General features: G+C 68.8%; 27 protein-coding genes and 2 pseudogenes. 20 read left to right on the top strand and 9 right to left on the bottom strand.

Going from position 1 to position 26,959, the window contains the following annotated elements; all coding sequences use genetic code 11:
• The first annotated feature begins 15 nt into the window (after positions 1-15).
• Both BLU84_RS10735 and BLU84_RS10730 read left to right on the top strand, forming a co-directional pair.
• Positions 16-1,587: a DUF4139 domain-containing protein gene (locus BLU84_RS10735; protein WP_074866301.1), complete on the top strand. Its 1,572-nt coding sequence runs from the start codon at positions 16-18 to the stop codon at positions 1,585-1,587.
• Positions 1,584-2,342 (top strand): enoyl-CoA hydratase/isomerase family protein, encoded by a 759-nt coding sequence (locus tag BLU84_RS10730; RefSeq protein ID WP_074866297.1) that lies wholly within the window; start codon positions 1,584-1,586, stop codon positions 2,340-2,342. The genes BLU84_RS10735 and BLU84_RS10730 overlap by 4 nt, the downstream gene beginning before the upstream one ends.
• Before the next feature lie 136 nt (positions 2,343-2,478).
• On the opposite strand, the gene BLU84_RS10725 is transcribed toward BLU84_RS10730, so the two are convergent.
• From BLU84_RS10725 to BLU84_RS10705, 4 genes and pseudogenes are all read right to left on the bottom strand, one after another.
• Positions 2,479-3,819, bottom strand: coding sequence for a substrate-binding domain-containing protein (locus BLU84_RS10725; RefSeq protein ID WP_074866292.1), 1,341 nt, complete (start codon positions 3,817-3,819; stop codon positions 2,479-2,481).
• A gap of 663 nt (positions 3,820-4,482) precedes the next feature.
• Entirely contained in the window at positions 4,483-5,334 is an 852-nt protein-coding gene (locus BLU84_RS10720; protein WP_074866289.1) for a sulfurtransferase, read from the bottom strand.
• Positions 5,331-6,196, bottom strand: a pseudogene (locus BLU84_RS10715) (NUDIX hydrolase). The gene BLU84_RS10720 and the pseudogene BLU84_RS10715 overlap by 4 nt, the downstream one beginning before the upstream one ends.
• Positions 6,197-6,368: 172 nt before the next feature.
• Entirely contained in the window at positions 6,369-7,055 is a 687-nt protein-coding gene (locus BLU84_RS10705) for an FKBP-type peptidyl-prolyl cis-trans isomerase N-terminal domain-containing protein (RefSeq protein WP_074866280.1), read from the bottom strand.
• Positions 7,056-7,291: 236 nt separating this feature from the next.
• Between BLU84_RS10705 and BLU84_RS10700 the strand changes: the two genes are divergently transcribed.
• The 4 genes from BLU84_RS10700 to BLU84_RS10680 all read left to right on the top strand — a co-directional run bounded on the left by BLU84_RS10700 (position 7,292) and on the right by BLU84_RS10680 (position 11,024).
• Complete coding sequence (locus BLU84_RS10700; protein WP_074866277.1) at positions 7,292-8,074, top strand: enoyl-CoA hydratase/isomerase family protein; 783 nt, start codon at positions 7,292-7,294, stop codon at positions 8,072-8,074.
• A gap of 77 nt (positions 8,075-8,151) precedes the next feature.
• Positions 8,152-8,574, top strand: a complete 423-nt coding sequence (locus BLU84_RS10695) for a hypothetical protein (protein WP_074866668.1) — start codon at positions 8,152-8,154, stop codon at positions 8,572-8,574.
• 353 nt (positions 8,575-8,927) lie between these two features.
• Positions 8,928-9,584 (top strand): endonuclease III, encoded by a 657-nt coding sequence (gene nth / locus BLU84_RS10685; RefSeq protein WP_074866667.1) that lies wholly within the window; start codon positions 8,928-8,930, stop codon positions 9,582-9,584.
• A gap of 147 nt (positions 9,585-9,731) precedes the next feature.
• Positions 9,732-11,024 (top strand): OprO/OprP family phosphate-selective porin, encoded by a 1,293-nt coding sequence (locus BLU84_RS10680; protein WP_074866270.1) that lies wholly within the window; start codon positions 9,732-9,734, stop codon positions 11,022-11,024.
• A gap of 474 nt (positions 11,025-11,498) precedes the next feature.
• Here the strand turns inward: BLU84_RS10680 and BLU84_RS10675 are convergent, their stop codons facing one another.
• Positions 11,499-12,113 (bottom strand): LysM peptidoglycan-binding domain-containing protein, encoded by a 615-nt coding sequence (locus BLU84_RS10675; RefSeq protein ID WP_083382486.1) that lies wholly within the window; start codon positions 12,111-12,113, stop codon positions 11,499-11,501.
• A gap of 272 nt (positions 12,114-12,385) precedes the next feature.
• Here BLU84_RS10675 and pstS (BLU84_RS10670) point away from each other — a divergent pair, with 272 nt between their 5' ends.
• Entirely contained in the window at positions 12,386-13,405 is a 1,020-nt protein-coding gene (gene pstS / locus BLU84_RS10670) for a phosphate ABC transporter substrate-binding protein PstS (RefSeq protein ID WP_074866264.1), read from the top strand.
• Here the strand turns inward: pstS (BLU84_RS10670) and BLU84_RS28510 are convergent.
• Positions 13,399-13,605 (bottom strand): DUF6053 domain-containing protein, encoded by a 207-nt coding sequence (locus BLU84_RS28510; RefSeq protein WP_425479350.1) that lies wholly within the window; start codon positions 13,603-13,605, stop codon positions 13,399-13,401. The genes pstS (BLU84_RS10670) and BLU84_RS28510 overlap by 7 nt on opposite strands.
• Here BLU84_RS28510 and BLU84_RS28505 point away from each other — a divergent pair.
• From BLU84_RS28505 to BLU84_RS28500, 13 genes and pseudogenes are all read left to right on the top strand, one after another.
• Positions 13,505-13,888, top strand: coding sequence for a DUF6053 domain-containing protein (locus tag BLU84_RS28505; RefSeq protein ID WP_425479349.1), 384 nt, complete (start codon positions 13,505-13,507; stop codon positions 13,886-13,888). The two genes, BLU84_RS28510 and BLU84_RS28505, sit on opposite strands and share 101 nt — an antisense overlap.
• Positions 13,889-13,978: 90 nt before the next feature.
• On the top strand, positions 13,979-15,064 hold the full coding sequence (gene pstS, locus BLU84_RS10665) for a phosphate ABC transporter substrate-binding protein PstS (protein WP_074866665.1): 1,086 nt from the start codon (positions 13,979-13,981) through the stop codon (positions 15,062-15,064).
• 288 nt (positions 15,065-15,352) lie between these two features.
• Positions 15,353-16,324, top strand: coding sequence for a phosphate ABC transporter permease subunit PstC (pstC, locus tag BLU84_RS10660; RefSeq protein WP_074866261.1), 972 nt, complete (start codon positions 15,353-15,355; stop codon positions 16,322-16,324).
• Positions 16,324-17,229 carry a phosphate ABC transporter permease PstA gene (gene pstA, locus BLU84_RS10655; protein ID WP_074866258.1) on the top strand — a complete coding sequence of 302 codons (906 nt, stop codon included), beginning with the start codon at positions 16,324-16,326 and terminating at the stop codon, positions 17,227-17,229. Before pstC ends, pstA begins: the two co-directional genes overlap by 1 nt.
• Before the next feature lie 37 nt (positions 17,230-17,266).
• Positions 17,267-18,091: a phosphate ABC transporter ATP-binding protein PstB gene (gene pstB / locus BLU84_RS10650; protein WP_074866255.1), complete on the top strand. Its 825-nt coding sequence runs from the start codon at positions 17,267-17,269 to the stop codon at positions 18,089-18,091.
• A 136-nt stretch (positions 18,092-18,227) separates the two neighbouring features.
• Positions 18,228-18,938: a phosphate signaling complex protein PhoU gene (phoU, locus tag BLU84_RS10645; RefSeq protein ID WP_074866251.1), complete on the top strand. Its 711-nt coding sequence runs from the start codon at positions 18,228-18,230 to the stop codon at positions 18,936-18,938.
• A 379-nt stretch (positions 18,939-19,317) separates the two neighbouring features.
• Positions 19,318-19,833, top strand: a complete 516-nt coding sequence (locus tag BLU84_RS10640; protein ID WP_074866248.1) for an RNA polymerase sigma factor — start codon at positions 19,318-19,320, stop codon at positions 19,831-19,833.
• A 215-nt stretch (positions 19,834-20,048) separates the two neighbouring features.
• Entirely contained in the window at positions 20,049-20,450 is a 402-nt protein-coding gene (locus tag BLU84_RS10635; protein WP_074866245.1) for an HvfA family oxazolone/thioamide-modified RiPP metallophore, read from the top strand.
• Between the two features lie 13 nt (positions 20,451-20,463).
• Positions 20,464-21,348 (top strand): HvfB family MNIO-type RiPP peptide maturase, encoded by an 885-nt coding sequence (locus BLU84_RS10630; protein ID WP_074866241.1) that lies wholly within the window; start codon positions 20,464-20,466, stop codon positions 21,346-21,348.
• 4 nt (positions 21,349-21,352) lie between these two features.
• Entirely contained in the window at positions 21,353-22,105 is a 753-nt protein-coding gene (locus BLU84_RS10625; protein ID WP_074866238.1) for an HvfC family RiPP maturation protein, read from the top strand.
• Positions 22,106-22,269: 164 nt separating this feature from the next.
• A complete protein-coding gene (gene rnt, locus BLU84_RS10620; protein ID WP_074866235.1) occupies positions 22,270-22,920 on the top strand; it encodes a ribonuclease T in 651 nt (216 codons plus the stop codon).
• Positions 22,921-22,949: 29 nt separating this feature from the next.
• The gene (locus tag BLU84_RS10615) at positions 22,950-23,978 is read left to right on the top strand and encodes a hypothetical protein (RefSeq protein ID WP_074866231.1); all 1,029 of its coding nucleotides are present in this window, start codon (positions 22,950-22,952) and stop codon (positions 23,976-23,978) included.
• Between the two features lie 74 nt (positions 23,979-24,052).
• Positions 24,053-24,487 (top strand): annotated as a pseudogene (locus BLU84_RS28500) (hypothetical protein); the annotation flags it as partial.
• Positions 24,488-24,805: 318 nt separating this feature from the next.
• Here the strand turns inward: BLU84_RS28500 and BLU84_RS10605 are convergent.
• The 3 genes from BLU84_RS10605 to rlmB form a co-directional block, all read right to left on the bottom strand.
• Positions 24,806-25,252 (bottom strand): acetyltransferase, encoded by a 447-nt coding sequence (locus tag BLU84_RS10605; RefSeq protein WP_074866225.1) that lies wholly within the window; start codon positions 25,250-25,252, stop codon positions 24,806-24,808.
• 92 nt (positions 25,253-25,344) lie between these two features.
• Positions 25,345-25,656, bottom strand: coding sequence for a quaternary ammonium compound efflux SMR transporter SugE (gene sugE, locus BLU84_RS10600; RefSeq protein ID WP_074866221.1), 312 nt, complete (start codon positions 25,654-25,656; stop codon positions 25,345-25,347).
• A gap of 376 nt (positions 25,657-26,032) precedes the next feature.
• Positions 26,033-26,788 carry a 23S rRNA (guanosine(2251)-2'-O)-methyltransferase RlmB gene (rlmB, locus tag BLU84_RS10595; protein WP_074866216.1) on the bottom strand — a complete coding sequence of 252 codons (756 nt, stop codon included), beginning with the start codon at positions 26,786-26,788 and terminating at the stop codon, positions 26,033-26,035.
• Positions 26,789-26,959: the final 171 nt, after the last annotated feature.

Genomic DNA, 26,959 nt, shown 5'->3' with positions numbered 1-26,959 from the left:
ATCAAGGAGTTGACGATGAACCAGCCGTTGCGTTTGCTTGCGCCGGCGCTCGCCGCGGGCCTGTTGGCCGCGTGCGGCGGCGCCCCCTCCGGCGACCGTCCCGCCGCCGCGTCCGGCCCGCAAGCCGGCGACGCCAAAGCCTCCAAGCCCAGTCCCGCACACGACGGCGCGCTGCGCCTGACCGTCTACAGCGGCGACTACGAAGCCCTGGCCAACGTCCGCGCCGCCAGCGCCGGCATGCCCGGCTATGCCTTGGTGGAACGGCCGCTGCGCGAATCGCTCAAGCGCGGCGCCAACGCGCTGGAAGAAGCGCCGCTGCCGCCGTCGATCGACGTCGAAGCCGCGACCCTGACCCCGCGCACGCCCGGCGTCGGCGTGATCGCGCAGCGCTACGTCGCCGCGGTCGCGGGCGCGCAGAGCATCATGAGCGGCGCGGTCGGGCGCAAGGTCGCGGTCGAGCACACCGCCGGCGGCGCCAAACAGACCGACAGCGGCGTGCTGCTCGCCGCCGGCGACGGCCTCACCCTCGCCCTCGACGACGGCCGGATCAAGGTGATCCGCAACTACGACAGCTTCAGCCTGGTCGACAACGAAGGCGCGCTGCCGCGCCGCTCGTCGCTGCAATGGACGGTCGAGGCCGCACAGGCCGGCGACGCCGAGTTCGTGCTGAGTTACCCGATGGGCGGGCTGGCCTGGCGCGCCGAATACCAGGCCACGCTGGCGCCTGGCACGGGCTGCGCGCTCGCGCTCGACGGCGCGGCGTTGGTGGCCAACCGCTCGGGCCGCGGCTTCGACGCGGCCAAGCTGAGCCTGGTCGCGGGCGAGCCCAATCGCCAGCGCGGCGCGGCGCTGGACCGGATCGAAGTCACCGCCTCGCGCATGGTCTATGCCGAGGCCGCAGCCGCGCCGGCGCCGCCGATGCCGGTCGAACGCGCCGCCGGCGAGTACCACGCCTACGACCTGCCGCAAGCGGTGAACCTGCGCGACGGCGGCAGCGAACGCATCGCGCTGTTTCCGCGCAACGAGGCGGTCAAGTGCGAGCGCATCTACGCGCTGGATTCCGGCGGCATCGGCTGGGAGCCGCCGACGCCGTTGATCGACCGCGGCCAGAACGGCCAGACCGGGGATCTGCCGGTGCTGAGCAAGGTCGAGTTCGTCAACGACAAGGCCGCCGGCCTCGGCCTGCCGCTGCCGGCCGGCCGCGTGCGCGTGTTCGACGGCGGCGATTTCCTCGGCGAAGCGCGCCTGCAGCACACCCCGGCCGGCGCCGAGATCAAGCTCGAACTGGGCAAGGTCTTCGACTTGAGCGCCAAGCGCGAGGCCACCGATTTCCGCCTCGACCGTACCGGACGCACGATGACCGAATCGTTCGCCATCACCCTGAAGAACGCGAAGAAGACGCCGGCCACGGTCCGCGTGGTCGAGCCCTTGCCGCGCTGGAGCGATTGGGAGATCGTGTCGTCCAGCCTGCCGGCGGCCAAGAAAGACGCGCACAGCGCGCAGTTCGAAGTGCCGGTGCCCGCCGCGGGCGAAACCAGGCTGACCTACACCGTGCGCTATCGCTGGCCCCAGGACGTCAAACCATGAATTGCGTAGAAACCCAGACCCACGGCGACATCGTCGAAATCAAGCTGGCGCGCGCGCCGGTCAACGCGCTCAACCCGGCGCTGTGCAACGCTGCGCGCGAGGCGGTCGAGCAGGCCATCGGCCAGGGCGCCCAGGGCATCGTGCTCAGCGGCGGCCCGAAGGTGTTTTCGGCGGGCCTGGACGTGCCCTATCTGCTTTCGCTCGGCGATCAGCGCGATCACCTGCTGCTGGCCTGGCAATCGTTCTTCGGCCTGGCGCGCGCGCTGGCCTCGGCGCAGGTGCCGGTGGTCGCGGCGATCGCCGGCCACGCTCCGGCCGGCGGCTGCGTGCTGACGCTGTGTTGCGACTACCGGGTCATGGCCGCCGGCGACTTCCGCATCGGCCTCAACGAAACCCAGGTCGGCCTGGTCGCGCCGGAAGGCATCCAGCGGCTGATGCGGCGCGTGGTCGGCACTTATCGCGCCGAGCGCCTGCTGGTGGCCGGGGCGATGGTCGACGCCGCCACCGCGCTGCGGATCGGGCTGGTCGACGAGTTGGTGGAGATCGAGCAGGTCGCCGCGCATGCGCGCGAGTGGCTGCAGCAACTGCTGAGCCTGCCGCGCAGCGCGATGCTGCAGACCCGCGCGCTGGCCCGCGCCGACCTGATCGAAGCGCTGCGGCCGGAGCACATCGAGCTGGATCGCTTCGTCGACTCCTGGTATTCGCCGGATACGCAGGCGGCGTTGAAGGCGTTGGTGGCGAAGCTCGGCAAGTAATCGCGCGGTTCTAGCTCGCGCCGGCGTTCGCGTTTTCGCGGTCGCGGCTCGCGCCGCTCCTACAGGTAGCCCATGCAGGAGCGGCGCGAGCCGCGACCGCGTCGTATCAGCTACGACGCAACCATCGCTGCGCCGATCACAACAGCCACACCTCGACCCGCTCGTTGCGATACCGCGCGACCGGATCGCGCGGCCCGGCCACCGCCAGCGCCGTGCCCATGCCGCGCGCCACCCGCACCTTGATCCCGCGCGAGACCAGTTCCTGCGCGACCAGATCGGCGCGGTCGTTGCTCATCATCATCGAGGCCATCGGCGAACCGGCGCTGGCGTCGGCGAAGCCGATCACCAGCACGCTGCGACCGCGGTTCGGCGGCAGGCGCATGAAGCTGCGCAGGCGGTCGAGGTCGCGCACCGCGCGGCTGTCGTAGACGCTGGCGGCCACCGCGCTTTCGCCGGAGCCGGCGAAATTGAAGCGCAGGCTCAGCGGCAGGCGCACCGCATGCTCGACCATCTGCCGGTATTCCAGCGGCCCCAGCGTCGTCGGCCGGGCACGGCCCGGCACCAGGGTCACCGCGACGTGGCCGGCGCGCGCCACCGCGCGCTGGCCGCCGCGGCCCATCGCGTACAGCGCAAAGCTGCGGCTCAGCGCGCCCATCATCTGGCCGCCGTAGAGATACAGGCGGCGGCTCAGCGGATAGTCCTCGCTGAGCACGTCGGTGCGGGTCGGCGCGACCGCGCGGCCGCCGTCGGACACCGCCACCGGGCGGGTGCCGGCGCCGTAGCTCTCGCCGATCGGGATCAGCCCGACGCCGAGCGGATCGGCCGCGACCGCGGCGACCAGCGCGCGCGCATCGCGATGCATCTGCGCCTCGCCGAACGCGCTGCCGCGCATGACCTTGTCGTTCATCAGATCGCGCACCGCGCCGGCGCTGGCGTCCAGGTGCAAGCGCACTTCGCCGGCGCCGCCGCCGAGTTCGCGCCAGTCGCGTGAACGGCCGGAGAACAGCGCGCGCAGTTGCTCCATGTCCAGCCGCGCGATCGGATTGGCGCGGTTGACCACCACCGCCACGCCGTCGAGCGCGATCACGAATTCCTGATCCTGCGAAGCCAGATCGCCGAGCTGCCAGCCAGCATCGAGCTCGGCCGCGTTCGGCCGCCGCGACATCATCGCGATCTGCGCGTTGCCTTCGACCAGGTCGGCGAAACCGTGCGCCGAATCGCTGGCGGCGATCTCCACGATCAGCGGCTGGCCGTCGCGGCTGGCGTGGATCTCGGTCAGCGCCGGGCGCGGCGTGCGCACCTGGATGTCGCCGTAGCCGATATCGCGCAACCACGCCTGCGCAACGCCCGGCACCAGCGCCTGCGCCAGCGTGTTGGAGCCGGCGACGCGGACCCGTTCGGCCTCCTGCGCCGGCGCTGCGGCGGCGAACACGAGCGAACAGCACAACAACAGCGACGACACCGCGGCACGCAACATGGCGCGCTCCCCCTGAAGAGCGAATTGCGCGCAAGGATGGGAACGGGATGTGACGCGGCGGTTACGCGATGGGCGTCACCGTCATAACGTTATGCAATGCACCGATTCCGCATGGAGCGGCGGCGCTTTTCTCATGGTGTCGATGCGATGCGGGCGCGCAGAGGACGATTTGGAAGAGACGCCGCGAAGCCCACCTACCGTCATGCCCGCGAACGCGGGCATCCAGGGCTTCATCGCGACATGACTCTGAAGTCTCTGGATCCCCGCTTTCGCGGGGATGACGTCCTGGGAGGGGCATCGCGAAACCGAAAGACGCGAAACCTACCTATCGTCATTCCCGCGAAAGCGGGAATCCAGGGCCTCACCGCGACATGGCTCTGAAGTCTCTGGATCCCCGCCTTCGCGGGGATGACGGCTTGGAAGAGACGCAGTGAAGCTGAAGGACGCGAATCCTACCTATCGTCATTCCCGCGAAAGCGGGCTCTGCTTTACTTCGGCGAAGCCGAACATCCAGGGCCTCACCGCAACATGGCTCTGAAGTCTCTGGATGCCCCGCCTTCGCGGGGATGACGATTTGGAAGAGGCGTCGCGAAGCCGAAGGACGCGAAACCTTCTTGTCGTGGAAAAGACCCAGGAAAGACGGCAAAAAACGAACCGCCAGGCTCACGCCTCCCCAGTCGCCACCGGCCGCTGCGGGTCTTCGATCCAGCCGCTCCACGAGCCGGTGTACAGCCCGGCGCCGTCGAAGCCCGCGTGCGTCAGCGCCAGCAGGTGATGGCAGGCGGTGACGCCGGAGCCGCACATCGCCGCGACCTGTTGCGGCGCGCGCCCCTGCAGCAGCGGCGCGAATTCCTGCGCCAGCGCCTGCGGCGACTTGAAGCGGCCGTCTTCCAGGTTCAGCGCGAACGCGCGGTTGCGCGCGCCGGGCACGTGGCCTGCGACCTTGTCCAAGGGTTCGACTTCGCCGCGGAAACGCTCGCCCGCGCGCGCGTCGATCAGCAGGCCGCCGGAATCGAGCAGCGAACGCACTTGTTGCGCGTCGAGCAGGCGGCGCGCGTCGTAATCGGCTTCGTAGCGCGTCGCCTGCGGCGCCGGCACTTCGGCGTCGGTCGGCAGGCCGAGCGCGCTCCAGCGCTGCCAGCCGCCGTCGAGCACGGCGACGCGGCGATGGCCGAGCACGCGCAGCAGGAACCACAGGCGCGAAGCGGCCAGGGCGCCGTCGGCGGCGTCGTAGACCACGATCTGGTGCTGCGGCGTCACGCCCCAGCGGCCGAGCGTGGCGACGAAATCGGCCGCGTCTGGCCACGGGTGGCGGCCGCCGCCGGGCTTGCGGTGATCGGACAGGTCGCGATCCAGATCGGCGTAGCGCGCGCCGGGAATGTGCGCGTCGCGATAGGCCTGTTCGCTGGCGGCGCGATCGCTCAGCGAGGTGCGCGTGTCGATCACGATCAAATCGTCGCGGCCCAGCGCCGCGGCCAGATCCTCGGCCGCAACCAGGGTGGTCCAGTCGCTCATCGCACGGCCTCCAGGCGTTGTCGCAGGTTGAGCAGCATCGACGCGGTCGCGCCCCAGATGCGCTGGTCGGGCCAGCGGTATTCCAGCACGTGGCGCGCGCGTCCCTTGTATTCCAGGGTGCGGGTGGTGAGGTTGTCCGGATCGAGCAGGAACGCCAGCGGCACCTCGAACACCTCGGCCACTTCGGCCGGATCGGGCGCGGCCGCGTAGGCCGGATCGACCGTAGCCACCAGCGGCAGCACGCGGAAGCCGGTGATGGTGACCAATGGATCGAGGAAGCCCAGCGGCGCGATCTGCGCGGGCGGCACGCCGATCTCCTCGAAGGTTTCGCGCAGCGCCGCGGCGACCGCGTCCTCGTCGTCGGGTTCGATCCGTCCGCCGGGAAAGCTGACCTGGCCGCCGTGCTGACGCAGGCCATCGGTGCGCCGGGTCAGCAGCACCTGCACGCCGTGCGCGCGCGGCACCAGGCCGACCAGCACCGCCGCCTGCGCGCGCAGCGCGTTGTCCGGCAGCAGGCCGTGCAGGTCGTCGAGGTTCCAGCCGTCGTCTTCGGGCGCCGCGTCGAGCGGATGCAGCGCGGCCAGCAGGCGGGTGCGCGCGCGCGAATCGCCGGCGAGGAAATCCGGGCCGAAGTCGCCCGCCGCCGGGATCGCCGGCGCGCTCATGCGCGGCCCGATTCGCGCTGCGGCAGCACGTGTTCCATCAGGCGCAGGCGCTCGTCGTCGTTCATTTGCGACCAGCGCGCGATCTCGGCGGTGGTGCGGTGGCAACCCAGGCACAGGCCGTCGTCGTCGAGTTGGCAGATGCCGATGCAAGGGCTCAGCACTGCGCGAAAAGTCGTCATGTCGTCCACCGGGGCCATGCCGCCATTGTGCCTGGCGGCGCGGCCGGGTAAAGCCGGGCCGCGCGGGCGGGCGCGGCCGGCGGGGGAAGCCGCGGGCGGCCGCGCAGCGCGGCGACGCCCGCCCCACAAACGACTTGCGCCGGACGAGCCGGCGCAAGTGCGTTGAAGCGAAGAACAGCGATGGCCGGTATTACTTGACGCTGACCAGCTTGATCTCGAACTGCACGGCCACGTTCGGCGGGAACGGGGTGCGCGGGTCGGCGCCGTAGGCCTTCTCGGCCGGCAGGGTCACTTCCCACTTCGAACCGGCCGGCATCTGCAGCAGCACGTCGCGCATCGCCGCCATTTCGATCTCGCTGACCTTGATCGAGGGGATGCTGTTGGCCGGACGCGCCTGCGCCGGACGCTCGCCCCACGGGAACGGACCGGCCACTTCCAGGGCCACGGTGCTGGCCTGGGTCGGCTTGGCGCCGGTGCCGTTCTCGATCACGCGGTACTGGGCGCCGCCCGGCAGCACCTTCACGCCGGCCTTGCCCTTGTTGGCGTTGACGAAGGCGTCGCTCTTGGTCTTGTTCTCGGCCGCGGCCTTGTCCCATTCGGACTTGGCCTTCTCGGCCTGGCGCTTCTGCATGTTCTGCACCGCGGTGCGCAGCTGGTCGACCGGCACCGAGGGCTGCTTCTTGGCGTAGCCGTCCTGCAGGCCCTTGATGATGGTGTTCACATCGACCGCTTCGCCGCTCTCGGTGGCGTTGCGGCCGAGGTCGTAGCCGAGCGCATAGCTAAGCTTGCCCTTCTCGGAAGAAGTGTCCTGCGCGACGGCGTTGCCGGCGGTCAGAGCCAGGGCCGCGACGGCGGCAGCAATCAAACGCAACTTCATTCGGTGAAACCTCCGGTAATGGCACGGGGCGACATGCGCCGCCCCGATCAGCTTGGAGCACCTTCCAATGCTCCGCATGTTGTGTCTGTCGGGTCGTAAGGCCCCGATAGGACGGGTTAGGATACCGGCGGCAGCGCTTAACCGCCACTGACGCCAGCCCGCTTCGACCGCGCTGCACGCGCGGAGTTCAACGGCGGTCGCAATCCCCCCAAGTCCTTGAATTCTACGGCCATCACATGACCGAATCGCCCCTGCTGATCGCCGATCGCGGCGCCGTGCGCCAGATCACCGTCAACCGTCCGGACAAGCTGAATGCGCTCAATGCAGCCACTCTGGACGCCCTGCTGGCCGCCTTCGAGGCCGCCGCGGCCGACCCGGCGGTGCGCGCCGTGGTCCTCACCGGCGCCGGCCCCAAGGCCTTCGTGGCCGGCGCCGACATCGCCGAAATGAACGGCCTGACCCCGGTCCAGGGCCGCGATTTCTCCCTGCGCGGGCAGAAGCTCATGCGCCGGATCGAGAAAATGCCCAAGCCCGTCATCGCGATGGTCAACGGCTTCGCCCTCGGCGGCGGGCTGGAACTGGCGATGGGCTGCCACCTGCGCATCGCCGCCGACAGCGCCAAGATCGGCCAGCCGGAGATCAACCTCGGCCTGATACCGGGCTTCGGCGGCACCCAGCGCCTGCTGCGCCTGGCCGGGCGCGCGGCGACCCTGGAGCTGTGCCTGCTCGGCGCGCCGATCGACGCGGCGCGCGCGCAGCAGTTGGGCATCGTCAATCGCGTGGTGCCGGCGGCCGAACTGGAAGCCGAAACCTTCAAGCTCGCCGAGCAACTGGCGGCGTCGGCGCCGCTGGCGCTGCGCGGCGTGCTCGACTGCATCGCCGTAGGCGGCGAATGCGGGATCGAAGAAGGTCTGGAGTACGAGACCGCGCAGTTCGGCCTGATGTTCTCCACCGACGACATGCGCGAAGGCACCGGCGCGTTCCTGGAACGGCGCAAGCCGGCGTTCGCCGGCCGCTGAGCCGCGCCGTGAGCGACCGCGCGCCGACCGCTTGCGTGTGCGCCTGCGCCGATCCGTCCGGCGCGCGCGCGCATGCGATCGCGCGCGCGCTGGCCGACGACGATCTCGACGCCGCGATCGCGCTCGGCCTGCTCGACGCCGACTTCGACCGCACTTGCGTGTGCATCGCCTGCGCGCCCGAGTGCGCGCAGCGCAGCCGCGACGCGCGCCAGGCGCGGCTGCGCGCGCTGGCCGCGCGCGAGCGCTACCGTGCGCGCGACCGTCGCCTGCAACGCCGCGCCGAAGAACGCGCGGCGCAGCGCGCCGCTCCGGCGCTGCCGGCGGCGGCCATCGAGCAAACGTCCATCGGCGAGGTCGCGGCCGAAACGGCGACCGCCGGCAACGCCGCCGCGGCGCCGAACATCGCGGCCGAGACAGCGCCCCGCCCGGCCTTGCCGAGCGCCGCCGCCGCTGCGCTGGCCCGCGCCAAGGCCAAGGCCGCCCAGCGCGGAACGCCGTAGCCGCCTCGCTACGGCCTTATTCTTCCAGCTCCCCTCGCCTCGCCCGCCCCCGCATGCCCAAGACCGCGCCCGCCTCCCGGCCAGCCAAGTCCGCCCGTTCTCCGTCCGCCGCTGCGAGCAAGACCGCGGCGAAAAAGGCTGCACCGACGAGCGCTGCCAAGAAGGCGCCCGCAGCCAAGACCATCGCGAAAAAAGCCGCGACAAAGAAAACCGCGACGAAGAAGGTCGCTGCAAAAAAGACCGCCGCGAAGAAAATCGCGACCAAGCGCGCCGCCGCAACCAAGCCCTCGGCGAAACCGCCCCGGCCCAGCGGCCGCGTCGACGCCGAGGTGCGCGAACGCCCCGGCGCGCAAATGCAACCGGCGCAGATCGAAGAAATGTTCGCGCGGCTGCAATCGCTCGACCCGCATCCGACCACCGAACTGGAATACACCACCGCGTTCGAACTGTTGGTCGCGGTCGCGCTGTCGGCGCAGGCCACCGACGTCGGCGTCAACAAGGCCACGCGCAAACTATTCCCGGTGGCGAACACGCCGCAGGCCATCGCCGCGCTCGGCGTCGACGGGCTCAAGCCGTACATCGCCACCATCGGCCTGTTCAACACCAAGGCGCAGAACGTCGTCGCGCTGTCGCAGCAGTTGCTGGACTGCCACGGCGGCGAAGTTCCGCGCGAGCGCGCCGCGCTCGAGGCGCTGCCCGGCGTCGGCCGCAAGACCGCCAACGTGGTGCTCAACACCGCCTTCGGCGAGCCGACCATCGCGGTCGACACGCACATCTTCCGCGTCTCCAACCGCACCGGCCTGGCGCCGGGCAAGGACGTGCTGGCGGTGGAGCACAAGCTGCTCAAAGTGGTGCCCGATCGCTACCTGCAGGACGCTCACCACTGGCTGATCCTTCACGGACGTTACGTTTGCAAGGCACGCAAACCCGATTGCCCGCACTGCGCCATCCGTGATCTTTGTCGCTTCCCGGACCAGACGCCGGGCGAGCCGGAGCCCGTAGCTGCTTGATCGGCAAGGGTATTGCGGCCGCAATCTGACAGTTGTAACGGCGTCATCCCGCGGTCATGCCCAAGAAATAAGTCAGTCCTGTCACATTTACGCAACTTTTACACCCTAGCCTGCGCGCCATCTCTCCACGCCTCAGGGCTAGACCAAATGAAACTCTCGCGTAACACCCTTGCCGTCGCGTTGTTCGCTGCGCTCGCCGCGCCCGCCGCGCACGCGGAAATCGCTCTGGACGTCATCGGCGACTCGGAAGTCACCTTCGAAGGTCTGGTCCAGGCGGATTACAACGACTTCAACAGCGACGTGCTGAACCTCAACGGCGACCTGCCCGACGGCAAGGACACCGACCAGGAACTGCGCCGCGCCGAGCTGGTGCTCAAGGGCAAGGGCCCGGGCAACGTCGAGTGGGTCGCCGGCTACGACGCCAAGGCCGACAAGTTCCTCGACGTCAACCTGAAGTACAAGATCGGCGGCGACGGCAACCACTACCTGCAGTTCGGCCAGTTCAAGCAGCCCAACAGCATGGAAGAGCTGTCCTCGACCAAGAACAACGACTTCATCTCCAAGGCGATGGTGACCAACACCTTCGGCATCGCCCGCCGTCTCGGCGTCGCCTACAGCTACGGCACCAACGACTGGAGCCTGACCGCCAGCTACTTCGGCGACGAGCTGACCCGCAACCAGAAGCACGGCAAGGGCTACGGCCTGCGCGGCACCTTCGCCCCGATCAACGACAAGGGCAACATCCTGCACCTGGGCCTGTCCTACGTGAACCTGGATGCGGTGCTGGAAGGCAACACCGGCGTGCTCGACAACAGCTCGCGCATCCGCACCCGTCCGCAGGCCGACCTGGCCGCCGGCCGTCTGGTCGACTCGGGCACCCTGACCAACGTCGACACCCAGGCGATCATCGGCGCCGAGGCGATGTACGTGCACGGCCCGTTCAAGGTCCAGGCCGAGTACATGCGCAGCACGCTCGACCGCTACAAGACCGCGACCCTGACCGGCAAGGACTACACCACCGACAGCTGGTACGTCAGCGGCCTGTGGAACATCACCGGCGAGACCTGGGGCTACAAGGCCGGCGTGCCGACCACCCCGCTGCCCAACGAGCCGGCCAGCGGCATGTGGCAGGTCGGTCTGCGCTACGACAAGATCGATCTCAACGACGGCAGCCTGCGTCCGGGCGCTACCCCGACCGCCGCTCCGATCGTCGACGGCGTGCTCGGCGGCGAGATGAGCGCCTGGACCGTGGGCGTCAACTGGTACTGGCGTTCGAACTTCAAGTTCATGCTGGACTACTCGATCGTCGACAGCTCGCGCTACATCGGCAAGACCAGCGCGACCTACTCGCAGAGCCCGCAGTACAACAACCGCACCTTCAACCGCGTGGTCGACGACAGCCCGAACGTCCTCAGCGCGCGTCTGCAGTTCTACTGGTAAGCGTCATCGCGGCACCCGCCGCCCGCGCTTGCACGCCGCGGGCGGCGACTCTCTCTCCCCCTCGATCGGTTTGATCGTAAGGCGCGGCCTCGGCCGCGCCTTTCTTTTTTCTGCGGCCGCGGCGCGGTTTGGTTTGCGACTGCAGGAGCGACGCGAGTCGCGACCGCGACATCGCGCTTGCGACGCAAGCGAGGTTTCGCGGTCGCGACTTGCGTCGCTCCTACAGTTTGGGATGCGGCGGTGCGGCGACCTGGCGCAAAGGCGGGAACGTACTTGCGCCGTCGCTGCGGGTTCGCGGTCGCGGCTTGCGCCGCTCCTACAGTTGGGGACGCGGCGGCGCGGCGATCTTGCGGGAAGGGGAAGGCATGCTTGCGTTGCTGGTTCGCGGTTGCATGCGCAATCACGCGTCGATAAAAAAACGGACGGCGGCCCCACGCCGCCGCCCGTTCGCGATCGCGATCACGTTGCGCGCGATCAGAACATCTTGCCCGGCGAGTAGTGTTTCGCCCCGCTCGGTACGCCGTCGACGTAGTCCTGGCTGTAGCTGCGGTACGCCGGTTCGCCGTGCACCGTGCCCTGCTGCTCGGTGCCGTGGTAGGGGCCGGTCAGCGGCTCGCCCTTGGCGTCGGTGCGTATCGACAGGCCGTCGGCGGTGACGATCTCGCTGTTGGCCGGATAGCCGTTCGGCGCCACCTGCGCCTGGTACGGCTCGCCGACCGGCACGCCGTCGCGCTGGTTCTGGAACGTGGCCTGGCCGTCGGCGCCGACCGCGCTGGTCTGCTGCGGGCCGTTGTCGCTGAAGGGACGCACGAACACCACTTCGCCCGGATAGATCAGGCTGGCGTCGCGCGTGCCGGGGTTGCCCGCCGGATCCAGCGACCACTGCGGATTGTCCTTGAGCAGTTGTTCGACCGAGGTGCCGTTGCGCTGCGCGATCGCGCTGAGGTTGTCGCCGGGTTCGATCACCAACGGACGGGTACCGTCGGGCGCCTTGACCTGCCCGGCTTCGACCTCGGCCTTGGTGTTGACCAGGGCCGCGTTGAGCTGCGCGGCCGAGGGGCCGGAATAGTCGGGACCGTTCAATGCCATGTTCGTCTCCGTGTGCGGGGGAAGGGCTTCGTTGCCCGCGCCCACGATGACCGCGCACTGTCATCTCGTCAGCTAGGAGATTCCCTAGCTGCGCGTCGGCGAGGAGCCAATCGGCTCCGATGCGGCGCGCGCAGAGCGCTTCTGCGCCCCATTCAGTCGCCGCCTATGCCGCCGATGCCGGTTCCTGCTGCGCTGACACGGAAATGTCACCAAACCGTTATGAAATAGCGCGCAGGGCGGAACGTGTCCGCACTCACACTCCAGGGAAACCCATGCACAAGCTCCTCAAGCTCCGTTTCGCCGCGCTCGCGCTGACCACTGCCTTCGCGCTCAACGCTCAGGCGGCCGACGTGACCGGCGCCGGCGCGTCGTTCGTCTACCCGGTGATGTCGAAGTGGTCGGCCGATTACGCCAAGGCGACCAACAAGAAGGTCAACTACCAGTCGATCGGTTCCGGCGGCGGCATCGCCCAGATCAAGGCGGCGACCGTGGACTTCGGTTCTTCCGACGCTCCGCTCAAGCCCGAAGAGCTGGCCAAGTTCGGTCTCGCCCAGTTCCCGTCGGTGATCGGCGGCGTGGTGCCGGTGATCAACGTGCCGGGCGTGGCTTCGGGCGCGATGAAGCTCGACGGCGCGACCCTGGCCAACATCTTCCTCGGCAAGATCACCATGTGGAACGATCCGGCGATCATCGCGCTCAACGGCGGCGTCAAGCTGCCGGAGAAGAAGATCACCGTCGTGCACCGCTCCGACGGTTCGGGCACCACCTTCAACTTCGTCAACTACCTGTCCAAGGTCAGCCCGGAGTGGAAGACCTCGGTCGGCGAAGGCACCGCGGTGAAGTGGCCGACCGGCATCGGCGGCAAGGGCAACGAAGGCGTGGCCGCTTACGTCAAGCAGATCCAGGGCGGCATCGGCTACGTCGAGCTGTCCTACGCGCTGCAGAACAAGATGGCCTATTCGCGCCTGAAGAACGCCGACGGCAAGTTCGTGCTGCCGACCGACGAGACCTTCTCGGCCGCCGCCGCCAGCGCCGACTGGGCGAACTCGAAGGACTTCTACCTGGTCATGACCAACGCGCCGGGCGAGAACTCCTGGCCGATCACCGCGACCAACTTCATCCTGATGTACAAGCAGCCCAAGAACGCCGAAGGCGCCAAGAACGCCAAGGAATTCTTCAAGTGGGTCTACGCCAACGGCGATGCGCAGGCCAAGACGCTCGACTACGTGCCGCTGCCCGACGCGCTGGTCAAGCAGATCGAGACCTACTGGCAGGCGAACATGAGCTATTGATCGACCCGACGGCGATCGGACCGGGGGGTTCTCGGTCGCCGCCAGGACGGATCGCGCAACGGGCCTTCGGGCCCGTTGTTTTTTGTGGGGGCGCTGCGGATGCCTGCGCAGCCTCTTGTGGGAGGGCCTTCAGGCCCGAGGCTCTTGTGCCAGAGCGCAGCGACCGGAAACAAAAGCGTCGGGCCTGAAGGCCCTCCCACAAGAGATCCAAGCCTTGGGGCTGGGGGCCCTACCCAAAGGGATCCGAGCCTCCGGTCAAAAGACCTTCCAGGCGGATCCAGGCCTCAGGCCCGAAAGCTTTCCCGCCATGGCCCAAGCCTCGGCCCCGAAGGCTTTCCTACAGCGACTGCCGGCACGCTCCGGATTCGAACCAGGGCCGTCCCGGCCCTTCCCTGCATCGTTTTGTTACCGCCGATTCGCGCCAAAACCCTGCAAAAACGCGAACCTGGACACCCCTGCGGGGCTTTCACTACAGATTCGTGACGAATCGATGTCATAGCCGTGTAACAAAAAGATCATCAAATGGCGCCACCCAGCCGGCGCCCAGCCGGCCTCCCTTTGATGGAGCACCGCATGAAATCGTCGGCCCGCACCGCCGTCCTCTCCCTCGCCATCGCGCTGGCCGTCGCTGCCTGCGGCGGCAACCCGCAGAACCCGGCTCCGGCCGGCGACGCCAAGACCGACGCGGCCGCGCCCGCTGGCGACAAGGTCGCCGCGCAGATCACCGGCGCCGGCGCCACCTTCATCTTCCCGCTGCTGTCGAAGTGGTCGGACGACTACAACAAGGCCACCGGCGCCAAGGTCAACTACCAGTCGATCGGCTCCGGCGGCGGCATCGCCCAGATCAAGGCCGGCACGGTCGACTTCGGCTCGTCCGACAAGCCGCTGCCGAGCGACGAGCTCGCCGCCGCGGGCCTGGGCCAGTTCCCCTCGGCGATCGGCGGCGTGGTGCCGGTGGTCAACGTCGAGGGCATCGACGCCGGCAAGCTGCGCCTGACCGGCCCGCTGCTGGCCGACATCTTCATGGGCAAGATCGCCAAGTGGAACGACGCGGCCATCGCCGCGGCCAACCCGGGCACGACCCTGCCCGACCTCAAGATCAACGTCGTGCACCGCTCCGACGGTTCGGGCACCACCTTCAACTTCTCCAACTACCTGTCCAAGGTCAGCCCGGAGTGGAAGACCAAGGTCGGCGAAGGCACCTCGGTGCAGTGGCCGGGCGGCGTCGGCGGCAAGGGCAACGAAGGCGTGGCCTCGTACGTGAAGCAGATCAAGGGCTCGGTCGGCTACGTCGAACTGGCCTACGCGCTGCAGAACAAGATGGCCCACACCCAGTTGCAGAACGCGGCCGGCCAGTTCGTCCAGCCCAGCGCCGAATCGTTCCAGGCCGCGGCCTCCACCGCCGACTGGGCCAGCGCCAAGGACTTCAACCTGGTCATCACCAACGCCAGCGGCGAGAAGTCCTGGCCGATCACCGCGACCAATTTCATCCTGATGTACAAGCAGCCCAAGGACGCCAAGCGCAGCAGCGACGCGCGCGCGTTCTTCAAGTGGGCCTTCGAGAACGGCCAGACCCAGGCGCAAGCGCTGGACTACGTGCCGCTGCCGCCGGAACTGGTGAAGCAGATCGAGGCGTATTGGGGGGCGGAGTTCAAGTGACGTTCTGACCCGCGCCCGCACCGCGGGCGCGGCTTTGTCAGAACGTCATCCCCGCGAAAGCGGGGATCCAGAGCCTTCAGCGCGTGGCCTCCTACCTTGAGCGCCACGTCGCGATAAAGCCCTGGATCCCCGCGTTCGCGGGGATGACGGCAGGTAACAAACGCAGCGCCTGACGGTTCACCGGCTTCGACATACAACGCTAAGCCGAAGCCGATCGCACCACGACCAACGCACCACCCGACAGCCAGCTCCCCTCCCACGCGTGGCCCCGCCGGACATCCTTCGCAAATGAACGCGACCGCCCTACCCGCTCAGACCGGCCCCTCCGCCCGCGACGTCAAGGACGCGCGCCAGGATCGGCTGTTCCGCTACGTCCTCACCGCCACCGTCGTCTTCGTCCTGATCGCCCTGGCCAGCGCTGCGCTGTCGATGCTGTGGGGCGGCCGCCACGTGCTGGAAGAAGAAGGCATCGACTTCTTCATCACCGCGCAGTGGAACCCGGTCGAAAACCACTACGGCGCGCTGGTGCCGATCTACGGCACCATCGTCACCGCGCTGATCGCCATGGTCATCGCCGTGCCGGTGAGCTTCGGCATCGCCTTCTTCCTCACCGAGGTCGCGCCGCGCTGGGCGCGCGGCCCGATCGGCACCGCGATCGAACTGCTCGCCGGCATCCCCTCGATCATCTACGGCATGTGGGGCCTGTTCGTGCTGGTGCCGGTGATGACCGAATACGTCACGCCCTGGCTCAACGACAACGTCGGCACCTGGCCGGTGATCGGCGCGCTGTTCCAGGGCCCGCCGCTGGGCATCGGCATGCTCACCGCCGGCATCGTCCTGGCGATCATGGTCATTCCCTTCATCTCCTCGGTGATGCGCGAAGTGTTCCTGACCGTGCCCACCCGGCTCAAGGAATCGGCCTACGCGCTGGGCTCGACCAAGTGGGAAGTCAGCTGGGACATCGTCCTGCCCTACACCCGCTCGGCGGTCATCGGCGGCATCTTCCTCGGCCTGGGCCGCGCGCTCGGCGAGACCATGGCGGTGGCCTTCGTGATCGGCAACTCGGTGAACTTCTCCGCTTCGCTGCTGGAGCCGGGCACCACCATCGCCGCGCTGATCGCCAACGACTTCGGCGAGGCCACCGAGACCTACCGCTCGGCCCTGCTGCTGCTCGGCTTCGTGTTGTTCATCGTGACCTTCGTGGTGTTGGCCGCAGCGCGGCTGATGCTGATGCAACTCGCGCGCAAGGAGGGCAACTGATGAGCGCCGTCGCCAGCAAGCACGACGCGGCCGAAGCCGCGCGCCATCGCACCGCCGATTCGCTGTACCGCCGCCGCCGCGTAGTCAACGCCGTCTCGGTGCTGCTGGCCTGCGGCGCCGCGCTGTTCGGCCTGTTCTTCCTCGGCTGGATCCTCTACACCCTGATCTCCAAGGGCATCGGCGGCATCAACCTGGCGCTGTTCACCCAGAACACGCCGCCGCCGATGCAGGAAGGCGGCCTGCTCAACGCCTTCTTCGGCAGCGCGGTGATGTGCTTGATCGCCATCGTCATCGGCACCCCGCTCGGCATCGCCGCCGGCACCTGGCTGGCCGAGTACGGCGCCGGGCGCAAGATGGGCACGGTGGTGCGCTTCGTCAACGACATCCTGCTGTCGGCGCCGTCGATCGTGCTGGGCCTGTTCGTCTACACCCTGGTGGTGATGCAGACCGGCGGCAACTTCTCCGCGCTCGCCGGCGCGATCGCCCTGGCCTTCATCGTGCTGCCGGTGGTGGTGCGCACCACCGACGAGATGCTGCGCCTGGTCCCGCCGCAGATGCGCGAAGCGGCGCTGTCGCTGGGCGTGCCGCAGTGGAAGGTGATCATGCAGGTGCTGTACCGCAGCGCTTCGGCCGGCATCGTCACCGGCGTGCTGCTGGCGCTGGCGCGCATCAGCGGCGAAACCGCGCCGTTGCTGTTCACCGCCTTCGGCAACCAGTACTGGAGCCACAACGTGCTGCAGCCGATGGCGAGCGTGCCGGTGGTGATGAACCAGTTCGCCGGCAGCCCCTACGAAACCTGGCAGACCCTGGCCTGGGCCGGCGCGCTGGTGCTGACCTTCTTCGTCCTCGTCGTAAGCCTGCTCGCGCGCGCGCTGGTGCTGCGCAATCGGATTTCCAATGACTGACCTCTCCAACACTCCCGCTGACGCCCGGAACCCGGTTATGAATGACGCTCGTTCGTCCGACGCACGCCTGTCCGTCGCCACGCCCGGCCGCGAAGCGGTCGGCGCCAACCCGGTCAAGCTGGCCGCGCGCGATCTGAATTTCTATTACGACAAGTTCCACGCGCTCAAGTCGATCAACCTGGAAATCCCGGAAAAGCAGGTCACCGCGCTGATCGGCCCGTCGGGCTGCGGCAAGTCGACCCTGCTGCGCATCTTCAACCGCATCTACGCGCTGTACCCGAAGCTGGAGGCGCGCGGCCAGGTGCTGCTGGACGGGGACAACATCCTCGACCCGAAGTACCCGATGAACCGCCTGCGCAGCAAGGTCGGCATGGTGTTCCAAAAGCCGGTGCCGTTCCCGATGACCATCTTCGAGAACGTGGCCTACGGCATCCGCCACCACGAGAAGCTGTCGAAGTCGGAAATGAACGACCGGGTTGAGCACGCGCTGCGCCAGGGCGCGCTGTGGGACGAGGTCAAGGACAAGCTCGGCCAGAGCGCGCTAGGCCTGTCCGGCGGCCAGCAGCAGCGTCTGTGCATCGCCCGCGCGGTGGCGCTCAAGCCCTCGGTGCTGCTGCTCGACGAGCCGACCTCGGCGCTGGACCCGATCTCCACCAGCCGCATCGAGCAGTTGGTCGAAGAGCTCAAGAAGGACTACACGATCGCCATCGTGACCCACAACATGCAGCAGGCCGCGCGCGTGTCCGACTTCACCGCCTTCATGTACCTGGGCGACCTGATCGAACACGGGCCGACCGAGCAGATCTTCTCCAAGCCGACCAAGCAGCAGACCGAGGACTACATCACCGGTCGCTTTGGCTGAGCCATCCCTACGAGCCCCTCTCCCGCCCGCGGGAGAGGGGTTGGGGTGAGGGCGACGTCGCCGCGCGCCCTCATCCGCCCTGCGGGCACCTTCTCCCGCCAGCGGGAGAAGGAAAAACGCAATCAGGACACCACTCATGAGCAACCAGATGCACGACCACATCGTCAAAAGCTACGACGACGAGCAGCGCCGCCTGCTCGACGAAACCCTGCGCATGGGCGAGATCGCCGCCGCGCAACTGGAATCCGCGCTCGACGTGGTCCAGCGCCGCGACGACAAGGCCGCCGAGCGCATCATCGCCAACGACGAGGCGATCGACGCGCTGGAGCAGGAGATCAGCCACGACGTGATGAAGCTGGCGCTGCGCGGGCCGATGGCGCGCGACCTGCGCGAGATCCTGGCCGCGATCCGCATCGCCTCCGACATCGAGCGCGTCGGCGACTACGCCGCCAACGTGGCCAAGCGCTCGACCGCGCTGAACCTGTCGCCGCCACTGCCGCACGTGGCCGGCCTGCACGCGCTGGGCACGCTGGCAGTCAAGCAGCTGCGCGATGTGCTGGTGGCCTACCGCGACAACGACATCGAACTGGCGCAGCGGGTGCGCGACCGCGACGCCGAGGTCGACACCGCCTACACCGGCCTGTTCCGCGAGCTGCTGACCTACATGATGGAAGACGCGCGCAGCATCACCGCCTGCACCCATCTGCTGTTCATGGCCAAGAACATCGAGCGCGTCGGCGACCACGCCACCAACATCGCCGAGAACGTGTGGTTCCTGGTCAAGGGCGACGAGCCGCTGCCGCCGCGCGAGAAGCGCGACACCACCAACACCACCGCGTCGGTGTGAGCGCCGGGCGCCGCGCGCGCCCGCCGTCCCGCTGAGTCCGGCCCGCCGCGGCATCGCGGCGGGCCGTTTCGTTTGCGCCGCCGGCGCCGTTTCGCAGGGCCGTCACCTCGCCGTCACTTGGCCGCGCGCGCCGGCCTCGCGCTGCGCCGCAGCATGCGGCCGGGACTGCCGCGCCGTCCGTCGGCGGCAACGTCCGCGCCGCCATCGCCGGATCCGCCTGCAATCGTTTCCACCGCGCCGCCGCGCTGAACACCCGGTAAACCTTGCCGCCGTAGCAAGGCCCCGGCGCGAATCCGTGCGCGCCCCAGCCCCCTCTTGATCCATGCCCGCACCCTTCGCCGGGTGTATTTTCACGGACCAAGAGAGGAACCGCCCCGACATGACGCCGTTACTGGCCAATGGCGATCTGGCCGCCGCCCGCGCGGGCGACACGGCCGCCCTGGAACGGGTGCTGCGGCACTCGCGCCAGGACCTGCGCCGCTACGCCGAATTCCACTGCGTCATCAACGACATCGAGGACGCGGTGCAGGAAAGCCTGATCGCGGTTTCGCGCAAGCTGCGCGACCTGCGCGTGCTCGAGTGCTTCGTCTCCTGGACCTTCCGCATCGTCAAGCGCGAGTGCAACCGGCTCAAGCGCGGCCGGCGCCTGCTCAGCGGCCAGCCGATCACCGACGAGATCGCACCGGTGGTCACCCCCGAACCGGCCGAATGGCGCCACGATGTCGCCGTCGCCCTGGAGTCGCTGCCCGCGCACTACCGCCAGATCATCCTGCTGCGCGACCTGGAAGGCCTGACCGTGGCCGAGATCGGCGAGGAGCTGAGCCTGAGCCGCGAGGCGGTCAAATCGCGCCTGCACCGCGCCCGGGTGCTGGCCCGCGAATATCTGTCGCCGTGAGCTGCATCCGCGCCGCGGCCCCCGCCGTATTCCCGTCCAGTAGCCATCCTGCGCGCACCGCCGCCCAGGCCCGGCAACTGTCCAGGCCGTTACGGATGTCACCCCGCACTAACCCGCAATCGATCTAAGCTGCGCACCAATCGCGTTTCCCGGCGGGTCCTGCCCGTCTACCAACACCGGCGGAGCACCCGCCCGTCGCCACCAGGAGAGAACCCATGTCCAAGCAAATCAACAAGCCCATCGCCCTCGCGCTGAGCGCCACCCTGCTCGGCGGCCTGAGCCTGTCGTCCTCCGCGTTCGCGATGAGCGACCTGTCGCAGGGCTACCTGCTCGGCGCCCAGCAGGCGCAGACCGCCGAGAAGGCCGCCGACGCCAAGGCCACCGACGCGGCCAAGAAGGCCGAAGGCAGCTGCGGCGCCGACAAGAAGAAAGCCGAGGGCAAGTGCGGCGCGGACAAGAAGAAGCACGCCGAAGGCAAGTGCGGCGAAGGCAAGTGCGGCGCCGACAAGAAGACTGGCGAGGGCAAGTGCGGCGCCGACAAGAAGGGCGCTGCCCCGGCCGCCAAGAAGGCGGGCGAAGGCAAGTGCGGCGAGGGCAAGTGCGGCGGTTCGATGTAATCGCGGCACCACCGTGGACCGCACGCATTCGCTGACTCCGGATGCCGTCGGCCTCGGCCTGCGGCGGGCCCTGCTGGGCCCGCTGCAGTCCGCGCCGCACGCGCCCGGCGCCGCGCGCGATTTCGATTTCCTCGAACTCGCGCCGGAAAACTGGATCGGCGTCGGCGGACGCTACGGCGAGCAACTGCGCGAGCTGTCCGCGCGCTATCCGCTGGTCTGCCACGGCCTGTCGCTGTCGCTGGGCGGCACCGCTGCGCTGGACGAGACATTCCTCGGCCGCGTGCGCCGCTTCCTCGACGAACACGCCGTGGCCTGCTACAGCGAACACCTGAGCTATTGCAGCGACGACGGCCACCTCTACGACCTGTTGCCGATTCCGTTCACCGAGGAAGCCGTGCACCACGTCGCCGCGCGCATCCGCCGCACCCAGGACATCGTCGGCCGCCGCATCGCGGTGGAGAACGCCTCCTACTACGCCGCGCCGCACCAGGAAATGAGCGAGATCGAGTTCACCCGCGCGGTGCTGGCCGAGGCCGATTGCGACCTGCTGCTGGACGTCAACAACGTCTACGTCAACTCGATCAACCACCGCTACGACGCGCTGGAATTCATCCGCGCGATGCCGCACGAGCGCATCGCCTATCTGCACGTCGCCGGCCATTACGACGAGGCCGACGATCTGAAGGTCGACACCCACGGCGCGCCGGTCAAGCGCGAAGTCTGGGATCTGTTGGCCGACGCCTACCGCCTGTTCGGGCCGCGCCCGACCCTGCTGGAACGCGACTTCAATTTCCCGCCCTACGCCGAACTGGTCGACGAACTGGGCCTGGTGCGCCGCATCCTGCGCGAATCCGCCGCGCCGGCCGCGCGCGACTCCGCCCGCCGCGCCCACGCCTGAGCCGATGAACGACGCCTCCTCGCGCCTGCGCGCGCAACAGTTCGAACTGACCCGACACTTGCGCGATCCGTCCGCCAGCCCTGCGCCGGCCGGCATCGAAGATCGCCGCCTGAGCATTTACCGCGACCTGCTGTTCAACAACATCGCCAGCCTGTTGTCGGGCAATTTTCCGGTCATCGAAAGCATTCTCGGCGAGGAACGCTGGGAGCGGTTGGTACGCGATTTCTACCGCGACCATCGCTGCCACACGCCGCTGTTCGCCGAGATCGCGCGCGAGTTCCAGCGCTACCTGCAGAATCTCGACGCGCTCGACCCGCCGTTCCTGCTGGAGCTGGCGCATTACGAATGGGTCGAGCTGGCGCTGCAGCTCAGCGAAGCCTCCGCCGCGCGCGACGACGCCGGCATCGGCGACGCCGGCCTGCTCGAACACGTGCCGCGCCTGTCGCCGCTGGCCTGGCCGCTGGCCTACGCCTGGCCGGTGCACCGGCTCGGCCCGGACTTCCAGCCCGCGCAACCGCCGCCGACGCCGACCTTGCTGCTGCTGCGGCGCGAGGCCGACGGCGAGGTGCGCTTTTCCGAACTGAGCCCGCTGGCCTATCGCCTGCTGCAACGGCTGGAAGAGTCGCCGCAACTGATCGCCCGCGAGCAACTGCGCGCACTGGCGGCCGAAGCCGGCAGCGACGACGAAGCCACGTTCCTGGACATGGGCGCCGCCTTGCTGCGGCAGATGCGCGCCACCGGCGTGGTGTATTTCTAACCCGAAGCCCCTGTAGGAGCGGCGCGAGCCGCGACCGCGACAACGCAACTGTGGCGCAGGTTCCGGCGTAGTTGCGCTGTCGCAGCCGCGCCTCGCGCCACTCCCACACAGCGCAACCGCGCCATCCAGCGACCGGCGAGCCCCGATTTGCTAGGCTTCCCGCCATGATCGACCCCGGCCCCGCCCCCAGCGCCGCCTCCGCCGCGCCCGTCCCCGCCACCCTAGCCACCCGCTTCCGCGGCTACCTGCCGGTGGTCGTGGACGTGGAAACCGGCGGCTTCGACTGGAACAAGCACGCCCTGCTCGAAATCGCCGTGCAGCCGATCGAGCTCGACGCCGACGGCCTCCTGGTCCCCGGCGAGGTCGCCAGTTCGCACGTGGTGCCCGCCGCCGGCACCCTGATCGACCCCAAGTCGCTGGAAGTCACCGGCATCGACATCGATCACCCCTTCCGCGACGCCAAGCCCGAGCGGCAGGCGCTGGAAGCGGTGTTCGCGCCGGTGCGCGAAGCGGTCAAGCGCCACGGCTGCCAGCGCGCGATCCTGGTCGGCCACAACGCCCACTTCGACCTCAACTTCCTCAACGCCGCGGTCGCGCGCAGCGGCCACAAGCGCAACCCGTTCCATCCCTTCAGCGTGTTCGACACCGTGACCCTGGCCGGCGTCGCCTACGGCCAGACCGTGCTGGCGCGCGCGGTGCAGGCCGCAGGCTTCGTCTGGAACGGCGAGGAAGCGCATTCGGCGGTGTACGACACCAACCGCACGGCCGAGCTGTTCTGCAAGATCGTCAACGCCTGGCCGGCGCGCGGCGCCTGATTCGCCGCCGCGGCTGCAAGGATGCAGTCATGACCGACACCGCGACCTCTCCGGCCTATTTCTGGACGCCGGGCGCAGGCCCGGACCCGCAGGCGCTGCGGCGCCTGCGAGCGCTGACCCGCCTGCCCAAGCGGGCGATGGGCGAGGCTTGGTTCATGGGCGAGGAACGCGCTCGCTTCGTGTCGCTGATGCACGATGACCCACGTCAATGGCCTGCGCTGGATCTGAGCAACGCGCTGTTCGAACTAACTTCCGGCACCGTCAATTTCGGGCCGCGGCGCGAATGGCAATTGTGGTGCGCGTTCTTGTTGCCACGAGCGCTGGAATTGCTTGACCCTGGATCCGGCAGCTACGTCCATCATCTGCATCCGGCGCTGGTCACCGCGGCGCTGATGAATCTAGAACGACCGGCATTGGCGTATCTGCCGCCGAACGTGCCGCGCGACCTGCTCGACACGCTGGGCCGCGCGATGTTCGTGCCTTCGATTTGGCAAGGCACGCGCATGCGCGCAGACGCCTGGTGCCTGCCGTTCAGCGCCGGCACGATCCACGGCGACATGATCGATCCCGCCGGCGCCTTCTCCGCCTCCTGCACGCTGGCGCTGAAATTGCTGGAACCGGCGCAACTGTCGGGATGGTTGGCCTCGGCGCTCGCCATCGACGATCCGTATTGGCGCGCGGCGTGGGTGACCTGGCTGCATGCGGCCGCGCCGATGATCCTGGACGGGGCGTATCCGGACGAACTGGATGCGGACGAACCGAGCGAATGGCGGCCGGATACCTTGGACGAACCGAACCCGGCGGTCTGGGAAAACAGCCATACGCTCAAGCGCGAGGATCGCGAGCACGCAGCCGGCCAGCGCGCGCAGGGCTTCATCGACGACGCGCGTCGCGACGCCTTCCTCGCCGCGCTGCGCGGCCTGCTCGGCCGCGGCCGGCTGGAACAGTGGGCGCTCGCCCTGTCCGCCGAGGCGGCTTATCCAGGGCAACTGGACTACGCGCGCCGCCAGTACGCCGCCGCGGCGCGCAGCCTGCCGGAGCGCTACCGGCTCGACTGAGGCCGCCGCGGGATGTTGCGGTCGCGCAACATTGCCGCCTTGGCCGCCCGTTACCGGCGCCCGCGTTCGATGGAATGCGCGGCCCTCCGCCGCGCGCGGCGCCCACGCCGCGATCCACGGATGGGGAGCAAAGCATGTTCGCTTTCGACGACGACCAGTTTCTCGACGGCTACCGCAAGCGCTTCGGCCCGCTGCGCGAGGATCTCGCCAAGGCCCTGCGCTTCCTGGTCGGCCGGATCGAGCAGGATTCCAGTTTCAGCCTCAATCCGGTGCACCGCTACCAGATCGCCTATTGCCTGGCGACGTTCAAGTGGGAAACCGCGCACACGCTGCGGCCGATCGACGAGTTCGGCGACGACGCGCGCTTCGAGCGCCTGTACGGCCCCGACACCCGCATCGGCAAGGCGCTGGGCAACACCCGGCGCGGCGACGGCGCGCGCTTCCACGGCCGCGGTTATGTGCAGCTCACCGGCCGCAACAACTACGACCGCGCCGGCCGCTTCCTCGGTCTGGATCTGGTGAACAAGCCCGAAGACGCGAAGAAGCCGGAAGTCGCCTATGCCATCGCCATGCAGGGCATGAAGCAGGGCTGGTTCACCGGCAAGAAACTCGACAATTACTTCAAGCCGGGCCAGTTGCCGAATTACGAAGAAGCGCGGCGGATCATCAACGGCCAGGACAAGGCGCAGACCATCGCCGATATCGCGCGGCGCTTCGACGAGTTGTTGGTGAACGCGTTGGAGTGATGCGTGTTTTGACGCGAAGCGTGCGCTTCAGCGACGCCTGCGTTGGAATGATGCGTGCGCCGAAGCGGCGCGCGCCGGCGCTCAGCCCGCCGCGTCGCGCGGCAGCGCCATATGGATCAGCGGAAACGGCCGGCCCTGCCCGTCCAGCGGCGAGCGTCCGGTGTCGACGAAGCCGTAGCGCCGGTAGAAACCGTGCGCCTGCGGGTTGTGCTCGTTGACGTCGACGGTGAGCGCGCCGCGCAGGCCGCGCGCGTGGTCGAGCAGGCGCGTGCCGATGCCCTGCCCGCGCCGCTCGGGTTCGAGGAACAGCATCTCCACTTGCGCGCCGGACAGGCCGATGAAACCGGCCAGGCCGGCGGCGTCCTCGTAGATCCAGATCTCGACCGCGTCGAAATAGATGTCGCGCACTTGCGGGCGCAGCTCGGCGATGTCGGCGTCGCTGAGGAAATCGTGGGTGGCGCGCACCGAGCGCTCCCACAGTTCGAGCAGCCGCGGGTGGTCGGCGGCCTGGCGTTCGCGGATGGGCATGGCGGTTGGGTTCCGTGGAAACGAACGCGGCGCCGCAAGTGCGGCGCCGCGCGCGACGATGATGCCGGGACGCGGACGTGGCCGCCAGCGCCTCAGGCCAGTTTCAAGCCGACCAGGCCGGCGACGATCAGCACGATGCTGGCGATGCGCAGCGCGGTGGCCGGCTCGTTGAACAGCACCATGCCGAGGATGACCGTACCGACCGCGCCGATGCCGACCCAGATCGCGTAGGCGGTGCCGACCGGCAAGGTTTTCATCGCCAGGCCGAGCAGGCCGACGCTGATCGCCATCGACACGACGGTGCCGACCGACGGCCACAGGCGGGTGAAACCCTCGGTGTATTTGAGGCCGATGGCCCAGCCGATTTCGAACAGGCCGGCGAAGACGAGAAGAACCCAAGGCATGATGCAGCTCCCATGATCGATGGGGCCGTCCCCGGATGTAACGCGCGCCGCACAGGAGTGGATCCGGCTGCGCGGACCTGGGCCGTCCCAGGTCGGTCGCGGCGAATTATATCGAGGCGTTCGGCGATGAGGCCGAGGAGCGGGCTGTGGGGTCAGCGGGGGGTTACATAAGTCTTCGCGGCGTTTACGGCGGTGCGGGATCGCTGGATCGCTGGATCGGAGCGGAAAGCATCGGGATTGAAGTCCCTCCCACAAAAGCCCTCCGGCAAAAAACCGCCACAAAAGTCCTCTCGCAACAGCCTGCGCGGCCCGAGAAGGGTTGTTGTGGGAGGGACTTCAGTCCCGACGCTTCCGGCCAGATCGCCGCGCCCTGCCCTCAACCGCGCTGACGCACCGCTTCGAACAACGTCACGCCCGCCGCCACCGACACGTTCAGGCTTTCCACGCCCGTGGCCGCGTCGCCGCCGGGCATCGGGATCTTGACCAGCTGGTCGCAGGTCTCGCGGGTCAGCCGGCGCAGGCCGTCGGCTTCGCCGCCCAGCGCCAGCGCGACGTTGCCGCGCAGGTCCAGCGAATACAGCGACGCCTGCGCCTCGCCGGCCAGGCCGTAGATCCACACGCCCAGCCGCTGCAACTCACGCAGGCTGCGCGCCAGGTTGGTCACCGGGACCACCGGCACGCTGTCGGCGGCGCCGGCCGAGGTCTTGCGCACGGTGGCGTTGACCTGCACCGCCTTGTCCTTGGGGATGATCACCGCGGTGGCGCCGGCCGCGGCCGCGCTGCGCAGGCAGGCGCCGAGGTTGTGCGGGTCCTGCACGCCGTCGAGGATCAGCACCAGAGCGCGGCCCTGCGCGGCCTCGATCAGGCCTTCCAGCTCGTTCTCGCTCCAGGTCTTGGCCGCGGCGTAGCGCGCGACCACGCCCTGGTGGCGCAGCCCGCCGACCACGCCGTCCAGCGCCTGGGTCGCGACCCGGCGCACGTCGATGTCGGCGCGGCGCGCGGCGGTCTCGATCTCGGTCAGGCGCGGGTTCTTGGCGCCGGCCTCGATCAGCACCTCGCGCACGTTGGCGGCGTCGTGCTCGACGGCGGCGGCGACGGCATTGATGCCGGCGATCCATTGTTTCTGGCTCATGGGTGGTCCGTGTGGGCGCGGGGCCCGGCGAGGCGTGGGGCGGGAATTCTACGTCATGGGGCGCAAGCCCCTGTAGGAGCGGCGCAAGCCGCGACCAACCGAAGCGATCGATACCACAACCACAGCCGGAGCCCGGACAATCGGGACTTCGGCACCAGCACACCGATTGCC

Origin of the sequence: Lysobacter enzymogenes (genome assembly GCF_900106525.1) — a bacterium.
In the GTDB taxonomy this organism is placed as follows: domain Bacteria; phylum Pseudomonadota; class Gammaproteobacteria; order Xanthomonadales; family Xanthomonadaceae; genus Lysobacter; species Lysobacter enzymogenes.
The sequence above is the reverse complement of the archived record's forward strand: the minus strand, read 5'-3'. Positions and strand labels throughout refer to the sequence as shown.